21 protein-coding genes and 1 other RNA gene are annotated in these 21,414 nt (G+C 62.0%); 13 read left to right on the top strand and 9 right to left on the bottom strand.

Going from position 1 to position 21,414, the window contains the following annotated elements; translation table 11 throughout:
- Positions 1–202: 202 nt before the first annotated feature.
- From ACQRBV_RS15410 to ACQRBV_RS15435, 6 genes are all read left to right on the top strand, one after another.
- Positions 203–1,369, top strand: a complete 1,167-nt coding sequence (locus ACQRBV_RS15410) for a zinc-binding metallopeptidase family protein (RefSeq protein ID WP_090369355.1) — start codon at positions 203–205, stop codon at positions 1,367–1,369.
- Positions 1,370–1,513: 144 nt separating this feature from the next.
- Positions 1,514–1,610, top strand: an RNA gene (gene ffs / locus ACQRBV_RS15415) — signal recognition particle sRNA small type.
- Between the two features lie 97 nt (positions 1,611–1,707).
- A complete protein-coding gene (locus ACQRBV_RS15420) occupies positions 1,708–2,169 on the top strand; it encodes a hypothetical protein (protein WP_235594045.1) in 462 nt (153 codons plus the stop codon).
- Positions 2,170–2,192: 23 nt separating this feature from the next.
- Complete coding sequence (locus ACQRBV_RS15425) at positions 2,193–4,154, top strand: hypothetical protein (RefSeq protein WP_411985191.1); 1,962 nt, start codon at positions 2,193–2,195, stop codon at positions 4,152–4,154.
- 157 nt (positions 4,155–4,311) lie between these two features.
- Entirely contained in the window at positions 4,312–5,358 is a 1,047-nt protein-coding gene (locus tag ACQRBV_RS15430; RefSeq protein ID WP_060756171.1) for an N-acetylmuramidase family protein, read from the top strand.
- 1 nt (position 5,359) lies between these two features.
- Positions 5,360–5,950 (top strand): hypothetical protein, encoded by a 591-nt coding sequence (locus ACQRBV_RS15435; protein ID WP_411985190.1) that lies wholly within the window; start codon positions 5,360–5,362, stop codon positions 5,948–5,950.
- Between the two features lie 16 nt (positions 5,951–5,966).
- Here ACQRBV_RS15435 and ACQRBV_RS15440 read toward each other — a convergent pair whose 3' ends face one another.
- Positions 5,967–6,830, bottom strand: a complete 864-nt coding sequence (locus ACQRBV_RS15440; RefSeq protein ID WP_060756169.1) for a LysR family transcriptional regulator — start codon at positions 6,828–6,830, stop codon at positions 5,967–5,969.
- A 102-nt stretch (positions 6,831–6,932) separates the two neighbouring features.
- Between ACQRBV_RS15440 and ACQRBV_RS15445 the strand changes: the two genes are divergently transcribed.
- Entirely contained in the window at positions 6,933–7,892 is a 960-nt protein-coding gene (locus ACQRBV_RS15445; RefSeq protein WP_060756168.1) for a DMT family transporter, read from the top strand.
- Here ACQRBV_RS15445 and ACQRBV_RS15450 read toward each other — a convergent pair.
- On the bottom strand, positions 7,806–8,177 hold the full coding sequence (locus ACQRBV_RS15450; protein WP_060756167.1) for a VOC family protein: 372 nt from the start codon (positions 8,175–8,177) through the stop codon (positions 7,806–7,808). The genes ACQRBV_RS15445 and ACQRBV_RS15450 overlap by 87 nt on opposite strands.
- A gap of 196 nt (positions 8,178–8,373) precedes the next feature.
- Between ACQRBV_RS15450 and dnaX the strand changes: the two genes are divergently transcribed.
- The 5 genes from dnaX (at position 8,374) to ACQRBV_RS15475 (ending at position 14,003) form a co-directional block, all read left to right on the top strand.
- Positions 8,374–10,437: a DNA polymerase III subunit gamma/tau gene (dnaX, locus tag ACQRBV_RS15455; RefSeq protein ID WP_411985189.1), complete on the top strand. Its 2,064-nt coding sequence runs from the start codon at positions 8,374–8,376 to the stop codon at positions 10,435–10,437.
- Positions 10,438–10,480: 43 nt separating this feature from the next.
- Positions 10,481–10,819: a YbaB/EbfC family nucleoid-associated protein gene (locus tag ACQRBV_RS15460; protein ID WP_003193199.1), complete on the top strand. Its 339-nt coding sequence runs from the start codon at positions 10,481–10,483 to the stop codon at positions 10,817–10,819.
- Between the two features lie 132 nt (positions 10,820–10,951).
- Entirely contained in the window at positions 10,952–11,986 is a 1,035-nt protein-coding gene (locus tag ACQRBV_RS15465) for an NADP-dependent oxidoreductase (protein WP_060756165.1), read from the top strand.
- Between the two features lie 66 nt (positions 11,987–12,052).
- Positions 12,053–12,655 (top strand): recombination mediator RecR, encoded by a 603-nt coding sequence (gene recR / locus ACQRBV_RS15470; protein WP_060756164.1) that lies wholly within the window; start codon positions 12,053–12,055, stop codon positions 12,653–12,655.
- 199 nt (positions 12,656–12,854) lie between these two features.
- A complete protein-coding gene (locus ACQRBV_RS15475; protein WP_411985188.1) occupies positions 12,855–14,003 on the top strand; it encodes an acyl-CoA dehydrogenase family protein in 1,149 nt (382 codons plus the stop codon).
- Here ACQRBV_RS15475 and ACQRBV_RS15480 read toward each other — a convergent pair whose 3' ends face one another.
- Both ACQRBV_RS15480 and fnr read right to left on the bottom strand, forming a co-directional pair.
- Positions 14,004–14,552: an adenine phosphoribosyltransferase gene (locus ACQRBV_RS15480; protein WP_090369375.1), complete on the bottom strand. Its 549-nt coding sequence runs from the start codon at positions 14,550–14,552 to the stop codon at positions 14,004–14,006.
- 81 nt (positions 14,553–14,633) lie between these two features.
- On the bottom strand, positions 14,634–15,368 hold the full coding sequence (gene fnr, locus ACQRBV_RS15485; RefSeq protein ID WP_060756161.1) for a fumarate/nitrate reduction transcriptional regulator Fnr: 735 nt from the start codon (positions 15,366–15,368) through the stop codon (positions 14,634–14,636).
- Positions 15,369–15,521: 153 nt separating this feature from the next.
- Here fnr and ACQRBV_RS15490 point away from each other — a divergent pair, with 153 nt between their 5' ends.
- Complete coding sequence (locus tag ACQRBV_RS15490) at positions 15,522–16,007, top strand: hypothetical protein (RefSeq protein ID WP_060756160.1); 486 nt, start codon at positions 15,522–15,524, stop codon at positions 16,005–16,007.
- Between the two features lie 6 nt (positions 16,008–16,013).
- Here ACQRBV_RS15490 and hemN read toward each other — a convergent pair whose 3' ends face one another.
- From hemN to ACQRBV_RS15515, 5 genes are all read right to left on the bottom strand, one after another.
- Positions 16,014–17,396 (bottom strand): oxygen-independent coproporphyrinogen III oxidase, encoded by a 1,383-nt coding sequence (gene hemN / locus ACQRBV_RS15495; RefSeq protein ID WP_090369377.1) that lies wholly within the window; start codon positions 17,394–17,396, stop codon positions 16,014–16,016.
- A gap of 102 nt (positions 17,397–17,498) precedes the next feature.
- Positions 17,499–18,182: a sulfite exporter TauE/SafE family protein gene (locus ACQRBV_RS15500; protein WP_060756158.1), complete on the bottom strand. Its 684-nt coding sequence runs from the start codon at positions 18,180–18,182 to the stop codon at positions 17,499–17,501.
- Complete coding sequence (ccoS, locus tag ACQRBV_RS15505) at positions 18,175–18,387, bottom strand: cbb3-type cytochrome oxidase assembly protein CcoS (RefSeq protein ID WP_005790284.1); 213 nt, start codon at positions 18,385–18,387, stop codon at positions 18,175–18,177. The genes ACQRBV_RS15500 and ccoS overlap by 8 nt, the downstream gene beginning before the upstream one ends.
- A gap of 22 nt (positions 18,388–18,409) precedes the next feature.
- On the bottom strand, positions 18,410–20,860 hold the full coding sequence (locus ACQRBV_RS15510; RefSeq protein WP_411985187.1) for a heavy metal translocating P-type ATPase: 2,451 nt from the start codon (positions 20,858–20,860) through the stop codon (positions 18,410–18,412).
- Between the two features lie 7 nt (positions 20,861–20,867).
- On the bottom strand, positions 20,868–21,401 hold the full coding sequence (locus ACQRBV_RS15515) for a FixH family protein (protein ID WP_060756157.1): 534 nt from the start codon (positions 21,399–21,401) through the stop codon (positions 20,868–20,870).
- Positions 21,402–21,414: the final 13 nt, after the last annotated feature.

Raw genomic sequence — 21,414 nt, forward strand, 5'->3', positions numbered from 1 at the left:
GAGCGGGCTTGCCCCGCGCAGGGCGGCGCAGCCGCCCTAAACCCAGGCACCTCGGTCTTTCTGCAACACCGCGGCGTCCCTGTTGGGGCGGCTGCGCCACCCAGCGCGGGGCAAGCCCGCTCACTACAGGCGACAGTGTAGGAAAGTGGAACGATCTCAACCCGCAAATGATCTAGTCTCAGTCACCCAGGGAGAGATCGCCATGTTCCGCTACTTCGAGCAACTCAGTTCACGCATTGCGGCGCCCTTCGTGGCCAATACGTCTCGCGATAGCAAGGTGTGGCAGTGCCGTTGCGGTCAGTCATTGTTCTTTCGCAACAGCCAATGCCTGGCCTGCCAGGCGCTGCTGGGTTATGAACCCCGGCAAAGTCGCCTAGCCTCGCTGCACCCCGGCCCCGTGGAGGGCACGTGGCTACAGGATGACCATCCCGACGCCGGCGCCTTCCGTCGCTGTGCCAACCTCGATACCCCCGCCGCCTGCAACTGGTTGATCCCGGCCCACAGCACCGCGCCGCTGTGCGTGGCTTGCAGCCTGAACCGCACCATCCCCGATCTTTCGGTTGCGGAAAACCCCGAGCGCTGGCGCAAAGTGGAAACCGCCAAGCGGCGCCTGGTGGCGCAACTGATCAGCCTGGGCCTGCAAGTCGTGCCCAAAAGCGTCGATGAAGACACCGGCCTGGCCTTCGATTTCATCGGCATCGACCTGGAAGGCAACGCGCCCATGACCGGCCACGCCAACGGCTTGATCACCCTAGACATCAAGGAGGCCGACGATGCCCACCGCGAACAAGTCCGGGTACAGATGCGCGAGCCTTATCGCACCCTGCTGGGCCATTTTCGCCATGAAGTCGGCCATTACTACTGGGAGCGCCTGATTGCCAATACCCACTGGTTGCCAGCCTTCCGCCAACTGTTCGGCGACGAACGCGCCAGTTATGCCGAAGCCCTCGACCAGCACTACCAGAATGGGCCGCGCCCGGACTGGCAGCTCACCTGTGTCAGCGCCTACGCCACCATGCACCCCTGGGAAGATTGGGCGGAAACCTGGGCGCACTATCTGCACATGATGGACGCCGTCGACACCGCCCTCGGCTTCGGCATGCGCGCGCGTGAGATGGAACTGGATTACCAGCCATTCCCGCTCACTACCCTCTACGACCCCGAACACCCTGGCGGCCCGGCGTTCCTGGCGTTCGTCAACGCCTGGATCGAACTGGCCGGCATGCTCAACGAGCTGTCGCGCAGCATGGGCCAGCCGGATTTCTATCCCTTTGTGTTGCCGCCGGCGGTGATCGCCAAGCTGCACTTTATCCATCTGGTGATTCAGGAGGAGGGTGGCCGGGCGGATGAGGTGTTGCAGGCACAATGATCAGCCAATCGGGGAGGGGGCTGGTGGCTAGGGCAAGTACTTGAAGCCCTTAATATTTTTAATCGGGAACCAACAGTTGTAACTTCCGATGAGATCGGTACAATGGCGCGGCTTGCCGAGAGGCAGGCGTCGTTATGGTGACCCCATCGGTCCCCCCGCAACGATTACCCGTTAACCTGGTCAGGCCCGGAAGGGAGCAGCCACAGCGGGAACATTGTGTGCCGGGGTGTGGCTGGTGGGGTTGCCTCCATAACGCTCTTTCTCCTACTGCCTTCCGGCAGCACCGCATCAAATTCAATTCAAAAAATGCTTTCACGCCATCTGCCATCGAGCAGTCCATGGCGGCATACTCCAGTGCCTGGCATTTGGAGACAGTACCCGTGGAAAAAGTCGACGACCTCACTCGCGAAAAATTGCGCGAGTGGCAGATGCGGCGCCTGGAAATCAAGGACCGTATTCAATCGCATCCGGAACAGACCCTGGAATTATCGAAGGTGCTGGACCTCATGGATGACGAGCACGCTGAAATCCTGAGCCAGGCCGAGATGATCCAGGTCGCGCAGGCGACTCCCGCCGCCGAGCCGACGCCGCCCGCACTGAGCGGCGCGTACACCCTGCAATTGAATGTGGCCGCGCAGAGCACCGAGGATTTGCGCAGGTTGTTCGAGATGGCGGTTTTCGAACTGCAGCAGCAGATCAATACAGCCGGTGCAGCGGGGCGGTATCCCGGAGGCATGGCGGGATCTCTGGGCGAGTATCGCTTTGAGCTGGGTGTTCAGGTTGAACCCGGCGAAGCCTGACGCCAGCGACGCTGTGAGGAAGTATGCAACCGGAACATTTTGATTTATCCAGCCCGGTGTTCCTGCCGGTCACTGACGAAACCTGCGCCGCCTTGCTGGGGGCCGAGGGCGCCAAGGCGCTGGTCGGCCTGACGGACCCGGAGCTGGCGGCGGTGCTGGTCATCCAGAACCTGGCCCAGGCCACGCAAAAAGACCTGACCTGTACGGGCGCCGAGCGCATCTTGGCCAAGTTGATCGGCTGGGCGGTGGACACACAGGCAGAGGGCGCAGCCACATTGCTGTCCGAAGCACAGCGGTTGTTCGACCCGCGCAAACTGTACTTTGGCTGCAACGCGCTCAAGAGCATCAACCTGCGCCTGTTGTCGGCTGAAGAAGTCCAGGCGCAAGGTTACCTGCTGCCCAGCGGCCAATGGGATATGGACTACAAGGTCCGTCACCTGCGCGGCAATGATCCGTTCAGCCAGCAGATGATTACGCCCCGGCATCGTGAACGTTGGCTTAGCCCGGCCCAGGACAAGCTGGTGCGCACGTTTCGCGCCAATCTCAATGAAGACCTGCACGTTCAAGGTTATGCCGGCGTCGGCAAGAGCCATCTGCTGGGTGCCCTGATCGAGTGTCTGCGCCCTGCACAGACGTTGATACTGGCGCGCACGGGGGCAAAACTGGCAACGTTGCGCGAGCGCATGGGGCTGCCCCGCGACAGCAAGGCCGGTTCCACTTTTGCCGCTTTCGCCAAGGCGTTGTTGCACGGCCCACGACCGCCCGTGGCGAATACATCGACCAGGTTACCCACCCGGCAGGCGGTGGCCCAGGCACTGGATATCTACGGTTGGCGCGGGCATGACGGCCAGGCGACCTTGGATGTCTGCCTCAAGGTGCTGGAAAACTATTGCCACACCGCTCATCACAGCCTGTCGGCCCGGCACTTCCCGCATTTCAAGCAAGCGCTGAGCGGCATGGATGCACAGGTGCTGCTGGAATATTCAAGCCGTGTGTGGACCTACCTGGAAAGCAACCCGCAATGGGCCAGCCAGACCGGCTTCGCCACCTTGTTGCTGATCAAGCGCGCCAGCCTCGCCGGTTGTGTGGTACCACCCCGTTACACCCATGTACTGATCGATGAAAGCCAGGACATCCCGGCGTCGTTGCTGCAGATCATCGAGCGTGGTCGTCAGGTGCTGATTACCCTCGGCGATGAATACCAATCGGCCAGTGGTGTGATGGTGAGGCGAAAGCGCGAGGTCCGGCAAAGCGACATCAGCTACTCCGTACGTTCGGGGCGCAACGTCGAGCGTCTGGTCAACCCGTTGATCAGCGTGCACTCGCAAAAGTGCAAGACGCCTTTCGAGGGCGCGCGCGATGCCGACGTCGGCATCGAGCACTACCCGCAAGGTTTCGTGCCGCCGGAAGGCTGTGTGGTGTTGACCGCATCCTATTGGGACACCATGAAGTGGGCGATCCAGTTGCACCAGGCCAACTGCCCCTTCGGTTTGCCGAGCAACGCGGCGCAGCAGGATCTGGAACGCTTCATGATCAGCGTCATCGGTTTGTTCAAACCGGACTTCTACAGCGACGAACACAACGAAAAAGGCGCGCACGCTTATTTCGCCGATATGGGCGACTGGCAGCAGGTGCGTGAGGCCAGCCAGTTCGATGAGTCGTTCCGGTGGGTCGAGGGCGAGCTGGAAAAAGGCTTCAATGTCGCGGATGTCACGCGTTTGAATCGTCTTGGCGGCGGTCCCGGCACACGTTGCCTGTTGATGCGGGCGCTCGAAGCGGGCGGGATGGAATTCGAACGGGTGCTGCTGACCCCCGAATTGCTGACCAACGTCCCGTTCAAGGATGCCTACGCGTTCGACCAGCGCCTCTGCGAGGTCTATATAGCGATTTCCCGGGCCAGGTCGCAGCTTTACCTGCCCTACGATGTGGTCGAATGGATCGATTACCACAGCGGCCAGAAATTTCGCGAGAGCCATGGTTGCTGACGGATTAAGTGTGGCTGATTCACAACTTTCCAATCCGCCTCTGGACAACCTAAAACCGCCTTGTTAGTTTTCGCCAGCCGCTTGTTTCAGAATATGACAAGGGTATGGACTTGATATTGAAGTGCTATCACTTCTTTAACTAACAAGGATGTCTGTCATGAAAAGCCTGCAAGGTTTGCCTCCACTTATCAGTGCTTCGGTAGGTGCTCCCGGTAAAGCCCGCAACTTGCCCGCCGATGTGCAGTGCGTCCAGTATTTATTCAATCTGATCATTCCCAAAATGGGTTTTCCGCTGGCCGAAAACGGCAAGTGCGATGGCCAGTTGGTGCAGTGCATCAGCCAGTACCAGTTCCGTCATCTCAAGTATGCCCACCCCGATGGTGTGATCGACCCCACCGGTCGTACCTTCAACAGCCTCATCGAAGAAGCGGTAAAGGTGCCGGTCAAAGCCTTTCCGGGCGTGCGCATTCCGAGCTTTCTCAATGTGTTCGGCAACAACCAGGGGGACGCCGTGCAAGCCACGGTGAACGTGTACCTGGACCGCATGCGCGCGATGGTCGAGGCCGAGCGGCGTAACCGCCAGTTGATGCTCCAGGCCACGTGCGACGGGGGCATGACCCTCAGTGATACCGACTTCCAGAACGCCGCCACGCAGTTGGGTGGCGGCATTTCGGTGAATATCATCAAGGCCTTTGCCACGGTGGAATCCGGCGGACGTTCGGGGTTTGGCCCGGCCAAGTTGCCGGTGATCGCCTTCGAAGGGCACCTGTTTCGCAAGTACACCAAGCACATCTACGACCAGGCGCACCCGCTGCTGTCTTACCCCTACAAGAAAAAGGCCGGGCCGCAGTGGCAGGCCAATAACAAGGACCAGACCAAGGCCTGGGAAACCATGGCTACGGCCTTCGCGCTGGATCAGGAAGCGGCGTTGATGTCGGCGTCCTGGGGTATGTTTCAGATCATGGGCTTCAACTACGCGTCATGCGGTTACAAGACGGTGTTTGAATTCGCCGCAGCATTGAAAGTGAATGCCGGTAACCAACTAAAGGCGTTCCTCGGTTTTTGCAGCAAGAGCCCGGCGTTGATGAAAGCCATGAAGGCCAAGGATTTTACCGGCATGGCGCGCAACTATAACGGCGAGGACTACGGCAACTACGACGTGCTGATGCAAAAAGCCTACGAGAAACTGGAAGGGAAAAAATAAGATGATGCGTTTTCTAGCGGTGGGTGTGTTGTCGTTGTGTGCCGTGGTACCGGCCTTTGCCGGTTCGCCCGCATTGCATTCAGGCAAATACGAAGGGCTGATGCTGGCAGTGACGCCTGAACACCAGGTTGAAGGCTACTACTCAGAAGCCATGGGCGAGGGCGTGACCCGCAGCTGTGCGTTCTACCTGCAAGGCAAGCCCGCTGCGCTGACGACCTGGCTTGACAACGCCTACCCTGGCAGCGTGGCACCCTCGTCGGACGGTGTGACCCTGACCGTGGCAGAAGGCCGCCAGCACCCTGGCTGCCTCAATGTGCTGATGCCGGAGATCGCCACCGGCCTGGACCTGACCCAGACCGCCAACACGAAATGGATCGGCCTGGTGAAGGTGTCCGCCGACAAGGCTTACCTGCTCAAGACCCCCAGCGCCAAGGCAGCCAAGCGCCCTTACATCGTCAAGAATGACGTGGTCGGCGTGCTGGCGTTCAAGGATGGTTGGGCGCAAGTCGAGTTCATCAATGCCGACGATCGTTCGTTCATCGGCTGGATCAGCCAGGACCAGTACGCACGCCTGGCCGCCCCGAAGAGCTGACACCGACCCAATGGCGTCAGCCAAAGGTTTCCCGCAGTAACCCGGCGAAGGCATCTCGCGCCAGATGCCGCTGGGTGTCCTTGTGCCAGAACAGCAGGTTGTCCACCGCCTGCAGTTCCTCGAACCGGTACGACGCCAGCTGATTGGCCTGCTCATAGCGGGCCAGGATGCCCTCCGGCGCCAACGCCACGCCAATCCCCGCACCCACGCAACCGATGATGGTGCCCCAACTGGCATAGCTGGCGATGCTCGGCTTGAAGTCGTGGGGTTTGACCCAGTTTTCCAGTGCGGCGCGGTAGGGGCAGCCGGGTGGCCACACCAGCAAGGTGCGTCCGGCCAGGTCTTTGGCGCTGCTGATCGGTTCGCTGGAGGCGCTGGCGATCAGCACCAGGCGTTCGCTGTAGACCACGCTGTGTTCGAGCTTGGCGCGCTTGTTGCCGCTGGCCACCAGCGCCACATCGAGGCGGTGGTGTTGCAGGTCGTCCAGCAGTTGCGCCCAGGCGCCGGTGACCAGTTCCAGGCTGACCTCGGGATAGCGCCGGTGGTATTCCGCCAGCAAGGGCGGCAGGCGCCCGCTGGCGCTGGATTCCACAGCACCGATGCGCAAGGTGCCACGGGGAATCGCGTTGACGTCCACCGCGCGTTTGGATTCTTCCACCAACGCCAGGATGCGCTCGCAGTACTCCAGGAAGATTTCACCGGCGGCGCTGATCGCCAGACCACGTCCGGCGCGGATGAACAGCGGCGTGCCCAACTCGCTTTCCAGTTGCTTGATGCGCGTGGTGATGTTGGACGGCACACAGTGCAGTTGCAGGGCGGCCTGGGCCACGCTGCCGGTTTGCGCCACGGCTCGCACCATTTTCAGTTGGGCCAGTTCCATTGCTCAGTTCCAGTGATTTCAGAAGTCAGAAACGGTTAATTGTCCTGCGTCCCGTGCCAGCCAAGACTGAGTGCATTCCTACTCAGTTTGCGGATGCCGTCAATGAATACCCCGTCACCCTTCAAGCTTACGCTAGTCATCGCCAGCGTCATCCTCTGCTGGGCCTACTCGCCGATCGGCATACACATGGGGCTGCACAGCTACAGCCCTGGCCAATTGGCATTGCTGCGGTTTCTGATCGCGTCGGTCTTCATGGGCGGCGTTGCGCTGGCAGTGGGTATTGATCGGCCGCGCCTGCGCGACCTGCCGTGGTTGCTGGTGCTGGGCTTTTTTGGCGTGTTCCTGCATCACACCAGTCTCAACAACGGGCAGCAGTGGGTGACGGCGGCGGCGTCCAGTGTGCTGGCTCAGTCGGCGCCTTTGTTCAGTGTGTTGATCGCAGCGTTCTGCTTGAAGGAGCGTGTCAGTGCCTGGCGTTGGGGCTGTGTGCTGTTGGGGTTGGTCGGCGTGTTGATGGTGATCTGGGGCGATGCGGGGGTGGGGGAGATCGATCCGCGTGGCTTGCTGCTCTTGCTGGCGGCCGTTTCGTGGAGTGTCTATTTCGCTATCCAGAAACACTATGCGCACCACTACAGCCCGCTGACCATGGCGTGCTACATGGTGTGGTTCGGCACGTTGATGCTGGGCGTGAACCTGCCGGGCCTGCCGGCCGCGGTGATGCAGGCGCCGTGGCCGGAGAACCTCTCGGTGCTGGTACTGGGTATTTTCCCCAGCGCCCTGGCGTACCTGGCCTGGGGTTATGTGTTGAAGCATGTCGACGTCAGTCGCGCAGCGGTGGCGATGTACCTCATCCCACCAGTGGCGATGGTGATGGCGGCGACGCTGCTGGGCGAGCACATTGCGTTGCAGGTGATGCTCGGCGGGGTGGTCGTATTGGCTAGCGTGGCTGCCATCAGCCTGGAAGGGCGCTGGGGCTCAGTCACTCAGGCAGAACGCCCGCAGCCGATGGCCATCGAGGTCCTGGGCGACAAAGGTGTAGCCGAAATCCATGGCGGTCGGTGACTGGATGATCGTCGCGCCGCGTTCCAGCCAATGCTCGTGCAGGGCATCGACGGCTGCTTTGTCAGGCAGCGAGAAGCCCACTTCGCCACCGCCCCCGGTGAGCTGGGCGGCCGGCTCTACGGTGTGCCGCGACCACAGGCCCAGCTTGACGCCGTTGTCGAGGATGAATAGGGCGAACGTCGGGCCCAGCTCTACCGGCGGCTTGTCCAGCAAGCGGCTGTAAAAGTTGGCGCTGGTGGCGGGACTGTCGACGTACAGCAGGAAATAGTGACCGACGGTGTTCATGCAGGCTCCTTGAGCACGGGGGATAAGGGAAACCGAGTCTATAAGACCGTGCTGTCAGTTCTTGTCAGGAGCGTGTCGAGCCTGTTGCAGGGCCTGCCAGGCCTGCCAAATCAGATTAGACGAGCGTGCCGGATGCAATTTCCCCCTTGCTCCGCTAGCATTACCGGCCTCTGCTCTCCAGTTGCGACGGTTTTCGATGAGTTATCAGGTTCTTGCACGTAAATGGCGTCCGCGCTCGTTCCGCGAAATGGTCGGCCAGACCCATGTGCTCAAGGCTCTGATCAATGCCTTGGACAGCCAGCGGTTGCACCACGCCTACCTGTTCACCGGTACACGTGGGGTGGGCAAGACCACCATTGCGCGCATCATCGCCAAATGCCTGAACTGTGAAACCGGCATCACCTCGACACCCTGCGGCACCTGCTCGGTGTGCCGGGAAATCGATGAAGGGCGTTTCGTCGACCTGATCGAGATCGACGCCGCGAGCCGTACCAAGGTCGAAGACACCCGCGAGCTGCTCGACAACGTGCAGTACGCACCGAGTCGTGGCCGCTTCAAGGTCTACCTGATCGACGAAGTGCACATGCTCTCCAGCCATTCCTTCAACGCCTTGTTGAAAACCCTGGAAGAGCCGCCGCCCTACGTCAAATTCATCCTGGCCACCACCGACCCGCAGAAGCTTCCTGCAACGATTTTGTCGCGGTGCCTGCAGTTCTCCCTGAAAAACATGACCCCCGAGCGGGTGGTCGAGCATTTAACCCACGTGCTGGGCGTCGAGAACGTGCCGTTCGAAGACGACGCGCTGTGGCTGCTCGGTCGTGCTGCCGATGGTTCGATGCGCGATGCCATGAGCCTTACCGACCAGGCCATCGCCTTTGGTGAAGGCAAGGTCATGGCCGCCGATGTGCGCGCCATGCTCGGCACCCTCGACCACGGTCAGGTCTTCGATGTGCTGCACGCGCTGATCGAAGGCGACGCCAAGGCGTTGCTCGAAGCCGTGCGCCACCTGTCGGAGCAAGGCCCGGACTGGAACGGCGTGCTCTCGGAAATCCTCAATGTGCTGCACCGGGTCGCCATTGCCCAGGCGCTGCCTGAAGGCGTCGACAACGGCCATGGCGACCGCGACCGCGTGCTGGCCCTGGCCCAGGCATTGCCGGCCGAAGATGTGCAGTTCTACTACCAGATGGGCCTGATCGGCCGTCGGGACCTGCCCCTGGCACCGGACCCGCGTGGCGGTTTTGAGATGGTCCTGCTGCGGATGCTGGCCTTCCGGCCCGCGGACTCGGCAGACGCGCCGAGACAGCCGCTAAAGCCAGTGGGGATCAGCCAGGCCACAGTTGATTCCGCCAAACCAGTGGCTGGCGCGGCGGTGGTCGCGCCAGTGGTTGCTGCGCCCGCGCCGGTTGTGCCGGTTCATGAACCTGAGCCTGAACCTGTGCCCGCTTCGGTAGCTGAACCTGAGCCGGAACCGGAACCTGTCGTCGAGCCCGAGCCCGAGCCGGTCGTCGACCTGCCCTGGAATGATCCGGTGGAAGCCGAGATGGCGCCGGCCGTGGAGCCCGTGCTGGAAACTACCGGCGAACAGCCGGAACTGACGCCGATGCCCACGCCGACCCCGGACAGCGTGGTGCCCGACGCCCCTGAGTGGGTCAGCGCGCCGGTTCCCGAGCCGACCGTGGCCCAGGTAGATGCCGCCACGCCAGGCATGGACCTCGACGACGAACCGCCGCTGGATGAAGACTACATTGAGCCGGATATGGATTCGGCCTACAGCTACCTGGATGACCTGGCCAGCGAACACACTGCCGAGCCGGCCCCGGAGCCCGAAGCCGAGCCCGCTGCGGCACCGGCCACCGGCCTGGCGTTGCAATGGCTGGAGTTGTTCCCGAAATTGCCGATTTCCGGCATGACCGGCAGTATCGCCGCCAACTGCACGCTGATCTCCATCGAAGGCGATCACTGGCTGCTGCACCTGGATCCGGCCCACAGCGCGCTGTTCAACGCCACACAGCAGCGTCGCCTCAACGATGCCCTGAACCAGTACCATGAGCGTACGCTGACGATCAGCATCGAGTTGATCAAGCCCGAGCAGGAAACGCCGGCGCAGGCCGCCACGCGTCGGCGTATCAACCGCCAGCGCGAAGCGGAAGACTCGATCCATGGTGACCCGCTCATCCAGCAAATGATGCAACAGTTCGGCGCAGTCGTTCGCCAAGATACAATTGAACCTGTCGAAGCCCCGGTGCCCCAGGCATCCTGACACCGGGCTACTAAATTGATCCACGTACTTTGAGGTGATTCCCATGATGAAAGGTGGCATGGCCGGCCTGATGAAGCAGGCACAGCAGATGCAGGAAAAGATGGCCAAGATGCAGGAAGAACTGGCCAACGCCGAAGTCACCGGCAAAGCCGGTGGCGATATGGTCAGCGTGGTGATGACCGGTCGTCACGACATCAAGCGCGTGAGCATCGACCCAAGCGTATTGCCAGGTGTTGGCGAAGATGACCTGGAAATGCTCGAAGCGTTGTTCGCCGCCGCCGTCAATGACGCGGTGCGCAAGATCGAAGCCAACAGCCAGGACAAAATGTCCGGCGTGACCGCCGGCATGCAACTGCCTCCGGGCATGAAGCTGCCGTTCTGATTGAGCAGCGTTAGCTAGACTCCAATGCCAGGCCGCGTGCCTGGCATTTTTGTTTGTGTGATCCGATCGAACCCTGGCGGGGTGCGCAAGGTCTGCACCCTATACCGACGCACTCGATAAAGGAGCCCCCTCATGCCTCAAGAACCGGTCCTGAACCAGCGCATTGTCCTGGTTTCTCGCCCCCAAGGCGCGCCGACGCCGGAAAACTTCCGCCTGGAACGTGTGACCCTGCCGGACTTGGCGGACGGCCAGGTGCTGTTGAAGACGCTGTACCTGTCCCTCGACCCTTACATGCGTGGACGCATGAGCGACGCACCGTCCTACGCAGCACCAGTAGAAATCGACGAGGTAATGACCGGTGGCGCCGTCAGCCGTATTGAGCAATCGCGTAATCCCAAATTCGAGGTGGGCGATCTGGTGGTCGGCTCTACCGGCTGGCAGAGCCACAGCATTTCCGACGGTCGCAACCTGATACCGGTGCCCAAGGGCCTGGCGAGCCCATCGATGGCGTTGGGCGTGCTGGGGATGCCGGGCATGACCGCCTATATGGGCTTGATGGATATCGGCCAGCCCAAGCCTGGCGAGACCCTGGTCGTGGCGGCGGCGTCCGGCGCGGTGGGTTCGGTGGTGGGGCAGGTGGCCAAGCTCAAGGGCTTGCGTGTGGTGGGGATTGCCGGTGGCGCGGATAAATGTCGCTATGTGGTGGACGAGTTGGGCTTTGATGCCTGTATCGACCACAAGAGCGAGCACTTTGCCGATGAGCTGGCCCAGGCGTGCTTCAAGGGCGTGGACATCTACTTTGAAAACGTCGGTGGCAAGGTTTTCGATGCGGTGGTGCCGCTGCTCAACCCCAAGGCACGTATTCCGCTGTGTGGCCTGATCGCCGGCTATAACGCCCATGAGGCGCCGAGTGGGCCGGATCGCCTGCCGGCATTGCAACGTACCCTGCTCACCAAGCGCGTACGTATCCAGGGCTTTATCGTGTTCGACGACTATGGCGACCGCCAGCCCGAATTCCTCAGTGCGATGGCGCCGTGGGTGCGCGACGGCAAGATCAAGTTCCGCGAGGACGTGGTCGACGGGCTGGAGCAGGCGCCTGAAGCCTTTATTGGTTTGCTGGAGGGGCGCAACTTCGGCAAGTTGGTGGTGCGCCTCGCGCAGGATTGACCATTTGACGCTAATCCGGGGCGCGGGTATAAACCGCGTCTCGTTGTTTTGTCGGACCCATTGCCCATGAGCTTCAGCCCCCTGATTCGCCAACTGATCGACGCCTTGCGTACCTTGCCGGGCGTGGGTCAGAAAACCGCCCAACGCATGGCGCTGCAATTGCTGGAGCGTGATCGCAGCGGCGGTACCCGGTTGGCCCAGGCCCTGAGCCAGGCCATGACGGGTGTGGGGCACTGTCGCCAGTGCCGCACCCTCACTGAGGAAGAACTCTGCCCGCAATGCGCCGATCCACGCCGTGACGACACGCTGTTGTGTGTGGTGGAAGGGCCGATGGACGTGTACGCGGTGGAGCAGACCGGTTACCGCGGGCGCTACTTCGTGCTCAAGGGGCACTTGTCTCCCCTGGATGGCCTGGGGCCGGAAGCCATCGGCATTCCACAACTGGTGGCGCGCATTGAAGAGCAGGGCACTTTCACCGAAGTGATCCTGGCCACCAACCCGACGGTGGAAGGTGAGGCCACGGCGCACTACATCGCGCAGCTGCTGACCAATAAAGGCCTGGTCACCTCGCGTATTGCCCATGGCGTACCGTTGGGTGGCGAGTTGGAACTGGTGGATGGCGGCACCTTGGCGCACTCCTTTGCCGGTCGCAAGCCCATCGCCCTCTAAAGAACAACGCAGCAAAACCTGTGGGAGGGGGCTTGCTCCCGATGGCGATCTTACAGTCGATACCTGATTGACTGAACCACCGCTATCGGGAGCAATCCCCTTCCCACAATGGTTTTGCATTGCTGGCAGTATTCGCGTCCGGCTTGATAACCAAGCAAGCGCTTGGTAAGTTCGCTCTACCTCTGCGTGGAGTTTGCCGATGTCTGCCTATCAGGACTACTTCGACCCCAGCCATCTCTTGGTCCGCGACAGCGTGCGCCGTTTTGTCGAGCGCGAGATGTTGCCGGGCATCGAGCAATGGGAGGAGGCCGCAAGCTTTCCCCGCGAGTTGTACCGCAAGGCAGGTGCTGCGGGGATTCTGGGCATCGGTTATCCCGAAGCGCTTGGCGGCAGCCATGAGGGTGACCTGTTCGCCAAGGTGGCCGCCAGTGAAGAGTTGATGCGCTGCGGCTCTGGCGGGGTAGTGGCCGGGTTGGGTTCGCTGGATATCGGCTTGCCACCCGTCGTCAAATGGGCCAGGCCAGCACTGCGGGAGCGTGTTGTACCGCAGGTGTTGTCCGGCGAGAAGATTATCGCCCTGGCCGTAACCGAGCCGAGCGGCGGTTCTGATGTGGCCAACCTGCAAACCCGTGCGGTCCGTGAGGGCGAGCATTACCGCGTCAGCGGCAGCAAAACCTTTATTACCAGTGGCAGCCGCGCCGACTTCTACACCGTCGCCGTACGTACCGGCGGGCCGGGCTTTGGCGGTATCAGCCTGTTGCTCATTGAAAAAGACACCCCAGGTTTCACGGTCGGTCAGCCGCTGAAGAAAATGGGCTGGTGGGCGTCGGACACGGCAGAACTGTTCTTCGACGATTGCCGGGTACCGGTGAGCAACCTGATCGGCGCCGAGAATATGGGGTTCGCCTGCATCATGGGCAACTTCCAGAGCGAACGCCTGGCCCTGGCGTTGATGGCCAATATGACCGCGCAACTGGCACTGGAGCAAAGCCTTGAGTGGGCTGCCCAGCGCGAAGCGTTCGGCAAGCCCATCGGCAAGTTTCAGGTGCTCAAGCATCGCTTGGCGGAAATGGCCACTGCCGTGGAAGTGTCCCGCGAGTTCACCTATCGCCAGGCGGCCAAGATGGCCGCCGGCAAGAGTGTGATCAAGGAGATTTCCATGGCCAAGAACCTCGCCACCGACACGGCCGACCGCGTCACTTATGACGCGGTGCAGATCCTCGGTGGCCAGGGTTACATGCGTGGCAACCTGGTGGAGCGGCTGTACCGCGACAACCGCATCCTGTCCATCGGGGGTGGCACTCGCGAAGTGATGAATGAAATCATCAGCAAGCAGATGGGGCTTTGATCAGCGCTCGGTCAATGCGAACTGGGTCAGGCAGAACGTCGGAATGCCCATGTCTTCCAGGCGCTGTGAGCCGCCCAGCTCCGGCAGGTCGATGATCGCCGCGGCTTCGAAGATCTTCGCGCCCATGCGACGCACCAGGTTGGCGGCAGCGATCAGGGTGCCGCCGGTGGCGATCAAATCATCGAACATCAAGACCGAGTCGCCTTCGCACAGACTGTCGGCGTGCACTTCCAGGAAAGCTTCGCCGTACTCGGTCTGGTAACCCTCGGCCAACACATCGGCGGGCAGCTTGCCTTGCTTGCGGAACAGGATCAGCGGTTTGTTCAACTGGTAGGCGATGATCGAGCCGATCAGAAAGCCCCGCGCATCCATCGCGCCGATATGCGTGAAGTCGGCTTCTACATAGCGATGGGCAAAGCTGTCGGCCACCAGGCGCAGGGCGCGGGGTGATTGGAACAGCGGCGTGATGTCACGAAAGATCACCCCAGGCTTGGGGAAGTCGATGACAGGGCGGATCAGGGATTTGATGTCGAACGAATCGAAGGTCATCGTCGAAGAGTCCTGGGAGCGGAAAACGGACTCGAAGTATACCTGCGGCCCCGCCGATTGGCGCGGCCGCAGGTGGCTGGATCAACTCTCCAGCGCCCCCCCGGCCAGCGAACACAGCTGGATCGGGTCAAGGATGTGCACTTCCTTGCCCTCGGCGGCGATCAGCTCGTTCTGCTGGAAGCGGGTAAACACCCGGGACACGGTTTCCACCGCCAGGCCCAGGTAGTTGCCGATTTCATTGCGCGACATGCTCAGGCGGAACTGGTTGGCCGAGAAGCCACGGGCGCGGAAGCGTGCCGACAGGTTGACCAGGAAGGTAGCGATGCGCTCGTCGGCGGTTTTTTTCGACAACAGCAGCATCATTTGTTGATCGTCGCGGATCTCGCGGCTCATCACGCGCATCAACTGGCGGCGCAGTTGTGGCAGTTGCAAGGCCAATTCATCCAGACGCTCGAAGGGGATTTCGCATACCGACGTCGTTTCCAGAGCCTGGGCCGATACCGGGTGAATCTCGGTGTCCATGCCGGACAACCCCACCAATTCGCTGGGCAGGTGGAAACCGGTGATCTGTTCTTCGCCGCTGTCGCTCAGGCTGAACGTCTTCAACGCCCCCGAACGTACTGCATAGACGGAGTCAAACTTGTCGCCCTGGCGAAACAGAAACTCGCCCTTTTTCAGCGGGCGGCCGCGTTTAACGATGTCGTCCAGCGCATCCATGTCTTCCAGATTCAACGAAAGTGGCAGGCACAGGGGAGCCAGGCTGCAATCCTTGCAATGGGCCTGGCTGTGAGCGCGCAGTTTAACTGGCTCGGACATTTCTTAAATCCTTGTGGGAAATCACACATAAGACGTAAGGGTAACGCACCGAGGGTAGCTGAGGCCAGCGTGTACAAAAAAGCGGCAGCGGTATACAGGTTTTTGTATCGCTGCCGATACATTGTTGTCTCTCAACGAGCAGGAGCTCAGATCATGTCCGTCAGCAGTGTCCAGAACCCACAGATTAATGTGGCTGCAGTGTCGGTCTGGAAGGCCGCCGATGCCTCCAAGGACAAAGACGCCGCCTCCAAGGCACCCACCGCGCCAGAAACCGCCGAACCCAAGACCACCGAGGGGGTAAAGGTGGTCATCTCCGGAGAGGCGATGGGCGCATCGAAGGCCGAGCAATCGGACAATAGCGATATCGACAACAGCAGCCTGAGCGATAGCGTCAAGCAGTTGCTGAAAATGATCCGTGAACTCAAAAAGCAGCTTGCCGAAAAAATGGCCGAAATGGCAGCGGTCATGGCCGATAATTCCATGACGCCTGAGGCGCGCCTGGTGAAGGTGGGCAACCTGCAGGCTGGCGTGTCGGCATTACAGGCTGGCTTGACCTTGGCTCAGACCGCTTTGGCCAAGGCCATGAAAGACCAGCCACCGTCGGCTCAATTGGAAGCCATGAGCCTGGCCTCGCGCTAACCGGGCTCAGATGACCCGCGAGAATCGCTGCCTGTTCTGGTGCTCCAGATAGGCATCGAACACCATGCACACCGAGCGCACCAGCAAGCGTCCAGCCGGCAGCACGCGAATGCTGTGGGCATCCAGTTCGATCAGGCCGTCTGCCGCCATGGTCTCCAGCTGTGGCCATAGTTCAAGGAAGTAGCCGCGAAAATCAATGTTGAAGGCGAGTTCGATCTGCTCGAAGTCCAGGCTGAAGTTGCAGATCAACTGCTGAATCACCTCGCGTCGCAAGCGGTCGTCGGTGGTGCAGACCAAGCCACGGCTGGTTGCCAGTTGCGCGCCGGCCAGGGCGTTCTGGTACTGGTTCAAGTCGCTGCTGTTCTGGCAGTACAGGTCGCCGATCTGGCTGATCGCCGATACCCCCAGCCCGATCAAGTCGCAATGGCCGTGGGTGGTGTAGCCCTGGAAATTGCGCTGCAACCTGCCTTCCTCCTGGGCAACAGCCAATTCGTCATCCGGCAGGGCGAAGTGGTCCATGCCGATGTAGCGGTAACCGGCCTGGGTCAATTGCTCGATGGTGGTTTGCAGCATCAGCAGTTTTGCCGCAGGCGAGGGCAGGTCGTCGGTGTTGATGCGCCGCTGCGGCATAAAGCGCTCGGGCAGGTGCGCGTAGTTGAACACCGACAGGCGATCCGGTTGCAGACTGATCACTTCTTCCACGGTGCGCGCGAAGTTCAACGGCGTTTGCTTGGGTAAGCCGTAGATCAGATCAATGTTGATCGAACGAAACTGCAAGGTGCGCGCGGCGTCGATCACCGCGCGGGTTTCTTCCAGGCTTTGCAGGCGGTTGACCGCCCGTTGCACCTCCGGGTCAAGGTCCTGCAGGCCAATGCTCACGCGGTTGAAACCCAGTTCACGCAACAGGCCCATGGTGGCCCAGTCGGCTTCGCGAGGGTCGATCTCGATGCCGTAGTCCCCCGAGTCATCGTCGAGCAAATTGAAGTGCTGTCGCAGGTGGGTCATCACCTGGCGCAGTTCATCGTGACTGAGAAAGGTGGGGGTGCCGCCGCCGAAATGCAGCTGCTCCACGGGCTGTTTCGGGTCCAGGTGACAGGCCACCAACTGGATTTCCTGCTCCAGGCGTTGCAGGTAGGCCTGGGCGCGGCCACGATCCTTGGTGATCACCTTGTTGCAAGCGCAGTAATAGCAAATGTTCGCGCAGAACGGCACGTGGATATACAGCGATAAGGGGCGGGCGGCTTTGCGGCTTTCGCGCAGGGCATGCAGCAGGTCGAAGGTGCCAACCTGGCTGTCGAATTGTACGGCGGTGGGGTAGGACGTGTAACGCGGCCCCGCCAAGTCGTAGCGGTGAATCAGATGTGTGTCCCAACGAATGGCGTCGAGCATGCGGGCGGTCCCCCGGATAGGCTAGTTGGCCGAGTCTAGGGGCGAGCCGCAGGTGGCATGTTGATTTGCATCAACGGGGAGCGGCGCTATGCCACATGGCCGTTAATGGCCCATCAACCAGTGCTGATGCGGGCCAGGCAGGGTCCATAAGCCAAACACAATCACCCATACGCCACCGGCCACACGCACGCTGCGTTTGCGCAGCCAGGCGGTGACGCGTTCGGCCGCCAGGCCGGTCGCCAGCAACACCGGCCAAGTGCCCAAGCCAAACGCCAGCATCAGCAGTGCACTGTCCAGCGCATTGCCCTGGCTCGCCGCCCACAGCAGGGAGCTGTAGACCAAGCCACACGGCAACCAGCCCCAGAGCGCGCCCAGCAGCAGGGCACGGGGCAGGCTGGACACCGGCAGCAAACGGCTGGCGACGGGCTGGATATAGCGCCACAGGCCGCGTCCGAGGCTTTCGATGCGGGTCAGGCCGCTCCACCAGCCGGCCAGGTACAGGCCCATGCTGATCAGCAGTAGCCCGGCAAGCACGCGCATGAACATCGCGGCGGGGCTGTTGGCCAGCGCCCAGCCGGCCAGGCCGATCAACAACCCGGCCGTCGCGTAGCTGAGGATGCGCCCCAGGTTGTAGGCCAGCAGCAGGCGGAACCTGCGGCCGCGTTGGTGCTTGGGAATCGCCAGGGTCAGCGCACCCATCAGCCCGCCACACATGCCCAGGCAATGGCCGCCACCGAGCAAACCGAGGATCAGCGCCGAGACCAGCAGGGGGGCCAGCTCAAGCATGGGGAGGGTCTTTGGGCGGTTGTTCCGGGCCGTTCGCTTCGTCGATGGCGGCCAGGTGGTTCGGGTCCTGATCGTCGAACAGCACGCTGTGGGCCGGGCCGTCGAGGTCTTCGTACTGGCCGCTGTCCACGGCCCAGAAGAAGATGTAAATGGCCACGCCCACTAAGAGCAGCGCCGCCGGGATCATCACGTATAGAGCTGGCATCTGCACTCCATGCCCGCAGGCCTCAAACCGGCAGCGGGCGGGTTACCAAAGGGGCACCGGCTGGCTGCGCATTCGGCAGGCGAGCCAGGCGCAGCGCATTGAGCACCACAGTCAAGGAACTGAGGGACATGCCGATCGCGGCCCAGATCGGGGTGATCCAACCCAGGGCGGCAAACGGCAGCATAAGGCCATTGTACAGCCCGGCCCACAGCAGATTCTCGATGATGACCCGCCGGGTACGCCGCGCCAGGCTAAAGGCTTGCACCAGGGCATCGAGGCGGTTGGACAGTAGCACGGCGTCGGCGCTGGTTTTCGCCAAGTCCGTGGCCGACCCCATGGCCACGCTGATATCGGCGGCGGCCAGCACCGGTACATCGTTGACGCCATCACCCAGCATCAGCACGGTGCGGCCTTCCTGGTGCAAGCGTTGCAGCACCCGCAGCTTGTCATCCGGGCGCAGGCCGCCGTGGGCTTCGTCGATGCCCAGGTCGGCGGCGACGCTGGCGACCATTGGCGAACTGTCACCGGACAGCAACAGCGTGCGCCAGCCACGGGCCTTGCACGCAGCCAGCAGGGACGGTGCATCGCTGCGCAAGCGGTCATCCAGCACGAACCAGGCCAGGGCGCCATGGCTGTCGCCCAACAACAGCCATTGGCCGGCTGCGTCCGGTGCCTCAGGCAGCGGGCACCCACTCAGTTCGCAGACAAAGGCGGCGTGGCCGATGCGCAAGCGGCGTTCGCCCACGCGCCCCTCCAGCCCCAGCCCTGGGGCACTGATGACTTCTTCAGCGGCCAACGGCGCGCGCCCGAAGGCTCGGGCGATGGGGTGTTCGGAGCGGTTTTCGAGGGCGGCGGCGAGGCTCAGGCAGTCATCGCTGTTCAACGCGCCCACGGGACGTATGGCACGTAACGCCAGGCGACCTTCGGTCAGGGTGCCGGTCTTGTCGAAAATCACCGTATCGATCTGGTTCAAACCCTCCAGTACATGGCCGCGGGTCAGCAGTAGCCCGAGTTTGTGCAGGGTGCCGGTGGCGGCGGTGAGGGCGGTCGGGGTGGCCAGCGACAGCGCACAAGGGCAGGTCGCCACCAGCATTGCCAGGACGATCCAGAACGCCCGCGTCGGGTCCAACTGCCACCACGCCAGGCCGATCAGCAGCGCGGCGACCAGTGAGCACAACAGGAACCACTGCGCCGCGCGGTCGGCGATTTGCGCCAGGCGCGGTTTCTCGGCCTGGGCGCGCTCCAGCAGGCGCACGATGGCCGACAAGCGGGTGTCATGGCCCAAGGCGCGCACCTCGACGGTCAGTGCGCCTTCGATGTTCAGCGTACCGGCGGTGACGGTGTCACCGGTAAAGCGCGATTGCGGCAGGTATTCGCCGGTCAGCAGCGATTCGTCGATGCTCGATTGACCCTCGAGAATCACACCGTCGGCCGGCAGGACGGCGCCCGGATGTACCAATGCCCGATCACCCAACGCCAACTCACTGAGCAGGATGCGCTCGCTCTGCCCATCGCTGTTCAAGCGCAGGCACGAGGCGGGCAACAGGTTGACCAACTGCGCGGTGGCGGCGGCGGTGCGCTCGCGAGCGCGGCGTTCCAGATAGCGGCCGGCCAGCAGGAACAGCGCGAACATGCCCACCGCGTCGAAATACAGTTCGCCGGACCCGGTAATCGCGGTCCAGATGCCCGCCAGGTACGCGCCGCCAATCGCCAGGGACACCGACACATCCATGGTCAGGTGACGTGTACGCAAGTCGCGCAGGGCGCCCTTGAAAAACGGCGCGCAGCTGTAGAACACGATGGGGGTTGTGAGAAACATCGCCACCCAGCGCAGGATCACATGCAGTTCCGGGCTCAAATCGATGTTGAATTCAGGCCAGGTCGCCATGGTTGCCATCATCGCCTGGAACCACAACAAACCGGCCACCCCCAGCTGACGCAGGGCCAGGCGGTTCTCGCCGGCCAATTGCTCGGCTGCGCGGTCGGCCTGATAGGGGTGGGCGGCATAGCCGATATGACGCAGTTCACCGAGCAACCGGCTCAACGGCAATTGAGCGTCGGCCCAGCGGACCTGCAAGCGATGGTTGGACAGGTTCAGTCGCGCCTCCGCCACAGCGGGCAGGCTGCGCAGGTGTTTTTCGATCAGCCAGCCACACGCGGCGCAACTGATGCCTTCCATCAGCAGGGTGGCTTCCGCCAGTTCGCCTTCGTGGCGTACAAAGGGCTTTTGCACGTCGGCGCGGTCGTACAGCGCCAATTCGTCCACGAGTTGCACCGGCAACGCCTCGGGGTTGGCCGAGGCTTCGCTGCGGTGCTGGTAGTAGCTTTCCAGCCCACCGGCAACGATGGCTTCGGCCACCGCCTGGCAGCCTGGGCAACACAACTCACGGGGTTCACCCAGGATCTGCGCGGTAAACCGGCTGCCCGCCGGGACGGGCAGGGCGCAGTGGTAGCAGGGGATGGGGCTGGTCATGGTCGGGTTACTGGTCTTCAGCACCTTGCAGCGGTTCGTCACCCAGCAGCAGGTCCTTGTCGTGGCTGACCTGCTCTTCTTCGAACAGGCGCCAGGTCTTGTCACCTTCTACGCCGAGCAGTTCCACGAAGCGTCGGCCGTCGACCTTGTCGGTGACCTGGCCGATGTAGCGTCCGGGTTCGCTGTCGCTACGGGTCAGGATGATCTTGCGGTCCTTCTGCGGTTGGGTCGGCGAAATCAGGTTCAACTCCAGCGTATTCGGGTTGCTGTTGCCGGTCAGGCGCAGGTCGACTTCGCCAGTCAGCTCGTCCAGGTGTACCGATGCACGCAGTTGCAGGGTCTGCGCCAGCTGTTCGCGATCCAGGGAGCGGTTGATGCCTTTGCCGGCCTCGTAATAGTTGTCGTTGACCAGGTTGTCGGGGTTTTTCACCGCGATAGTCACCATGGACAGGGTCAAGGTCACCGAGCAGGCCAGGATGCCAATGATGATCCAGGGCCAGAGGTGCTTGTACCAAGGGCTTGCGGCAGTTGCTGCGGGCATTGTGGCGCTCTCT

The organism is Pseudomonas sp. R11F, from assembly GCF_050312575.1.
In the GTDB taxonomy this organism is placed as follows: Bacteria; Pseudomonadota; Gammaproteobacteria; order Pseudomonadales; family Pseudomonadaceae; genus Aquipseudomonas; species Aquipseudomonas palleroniana.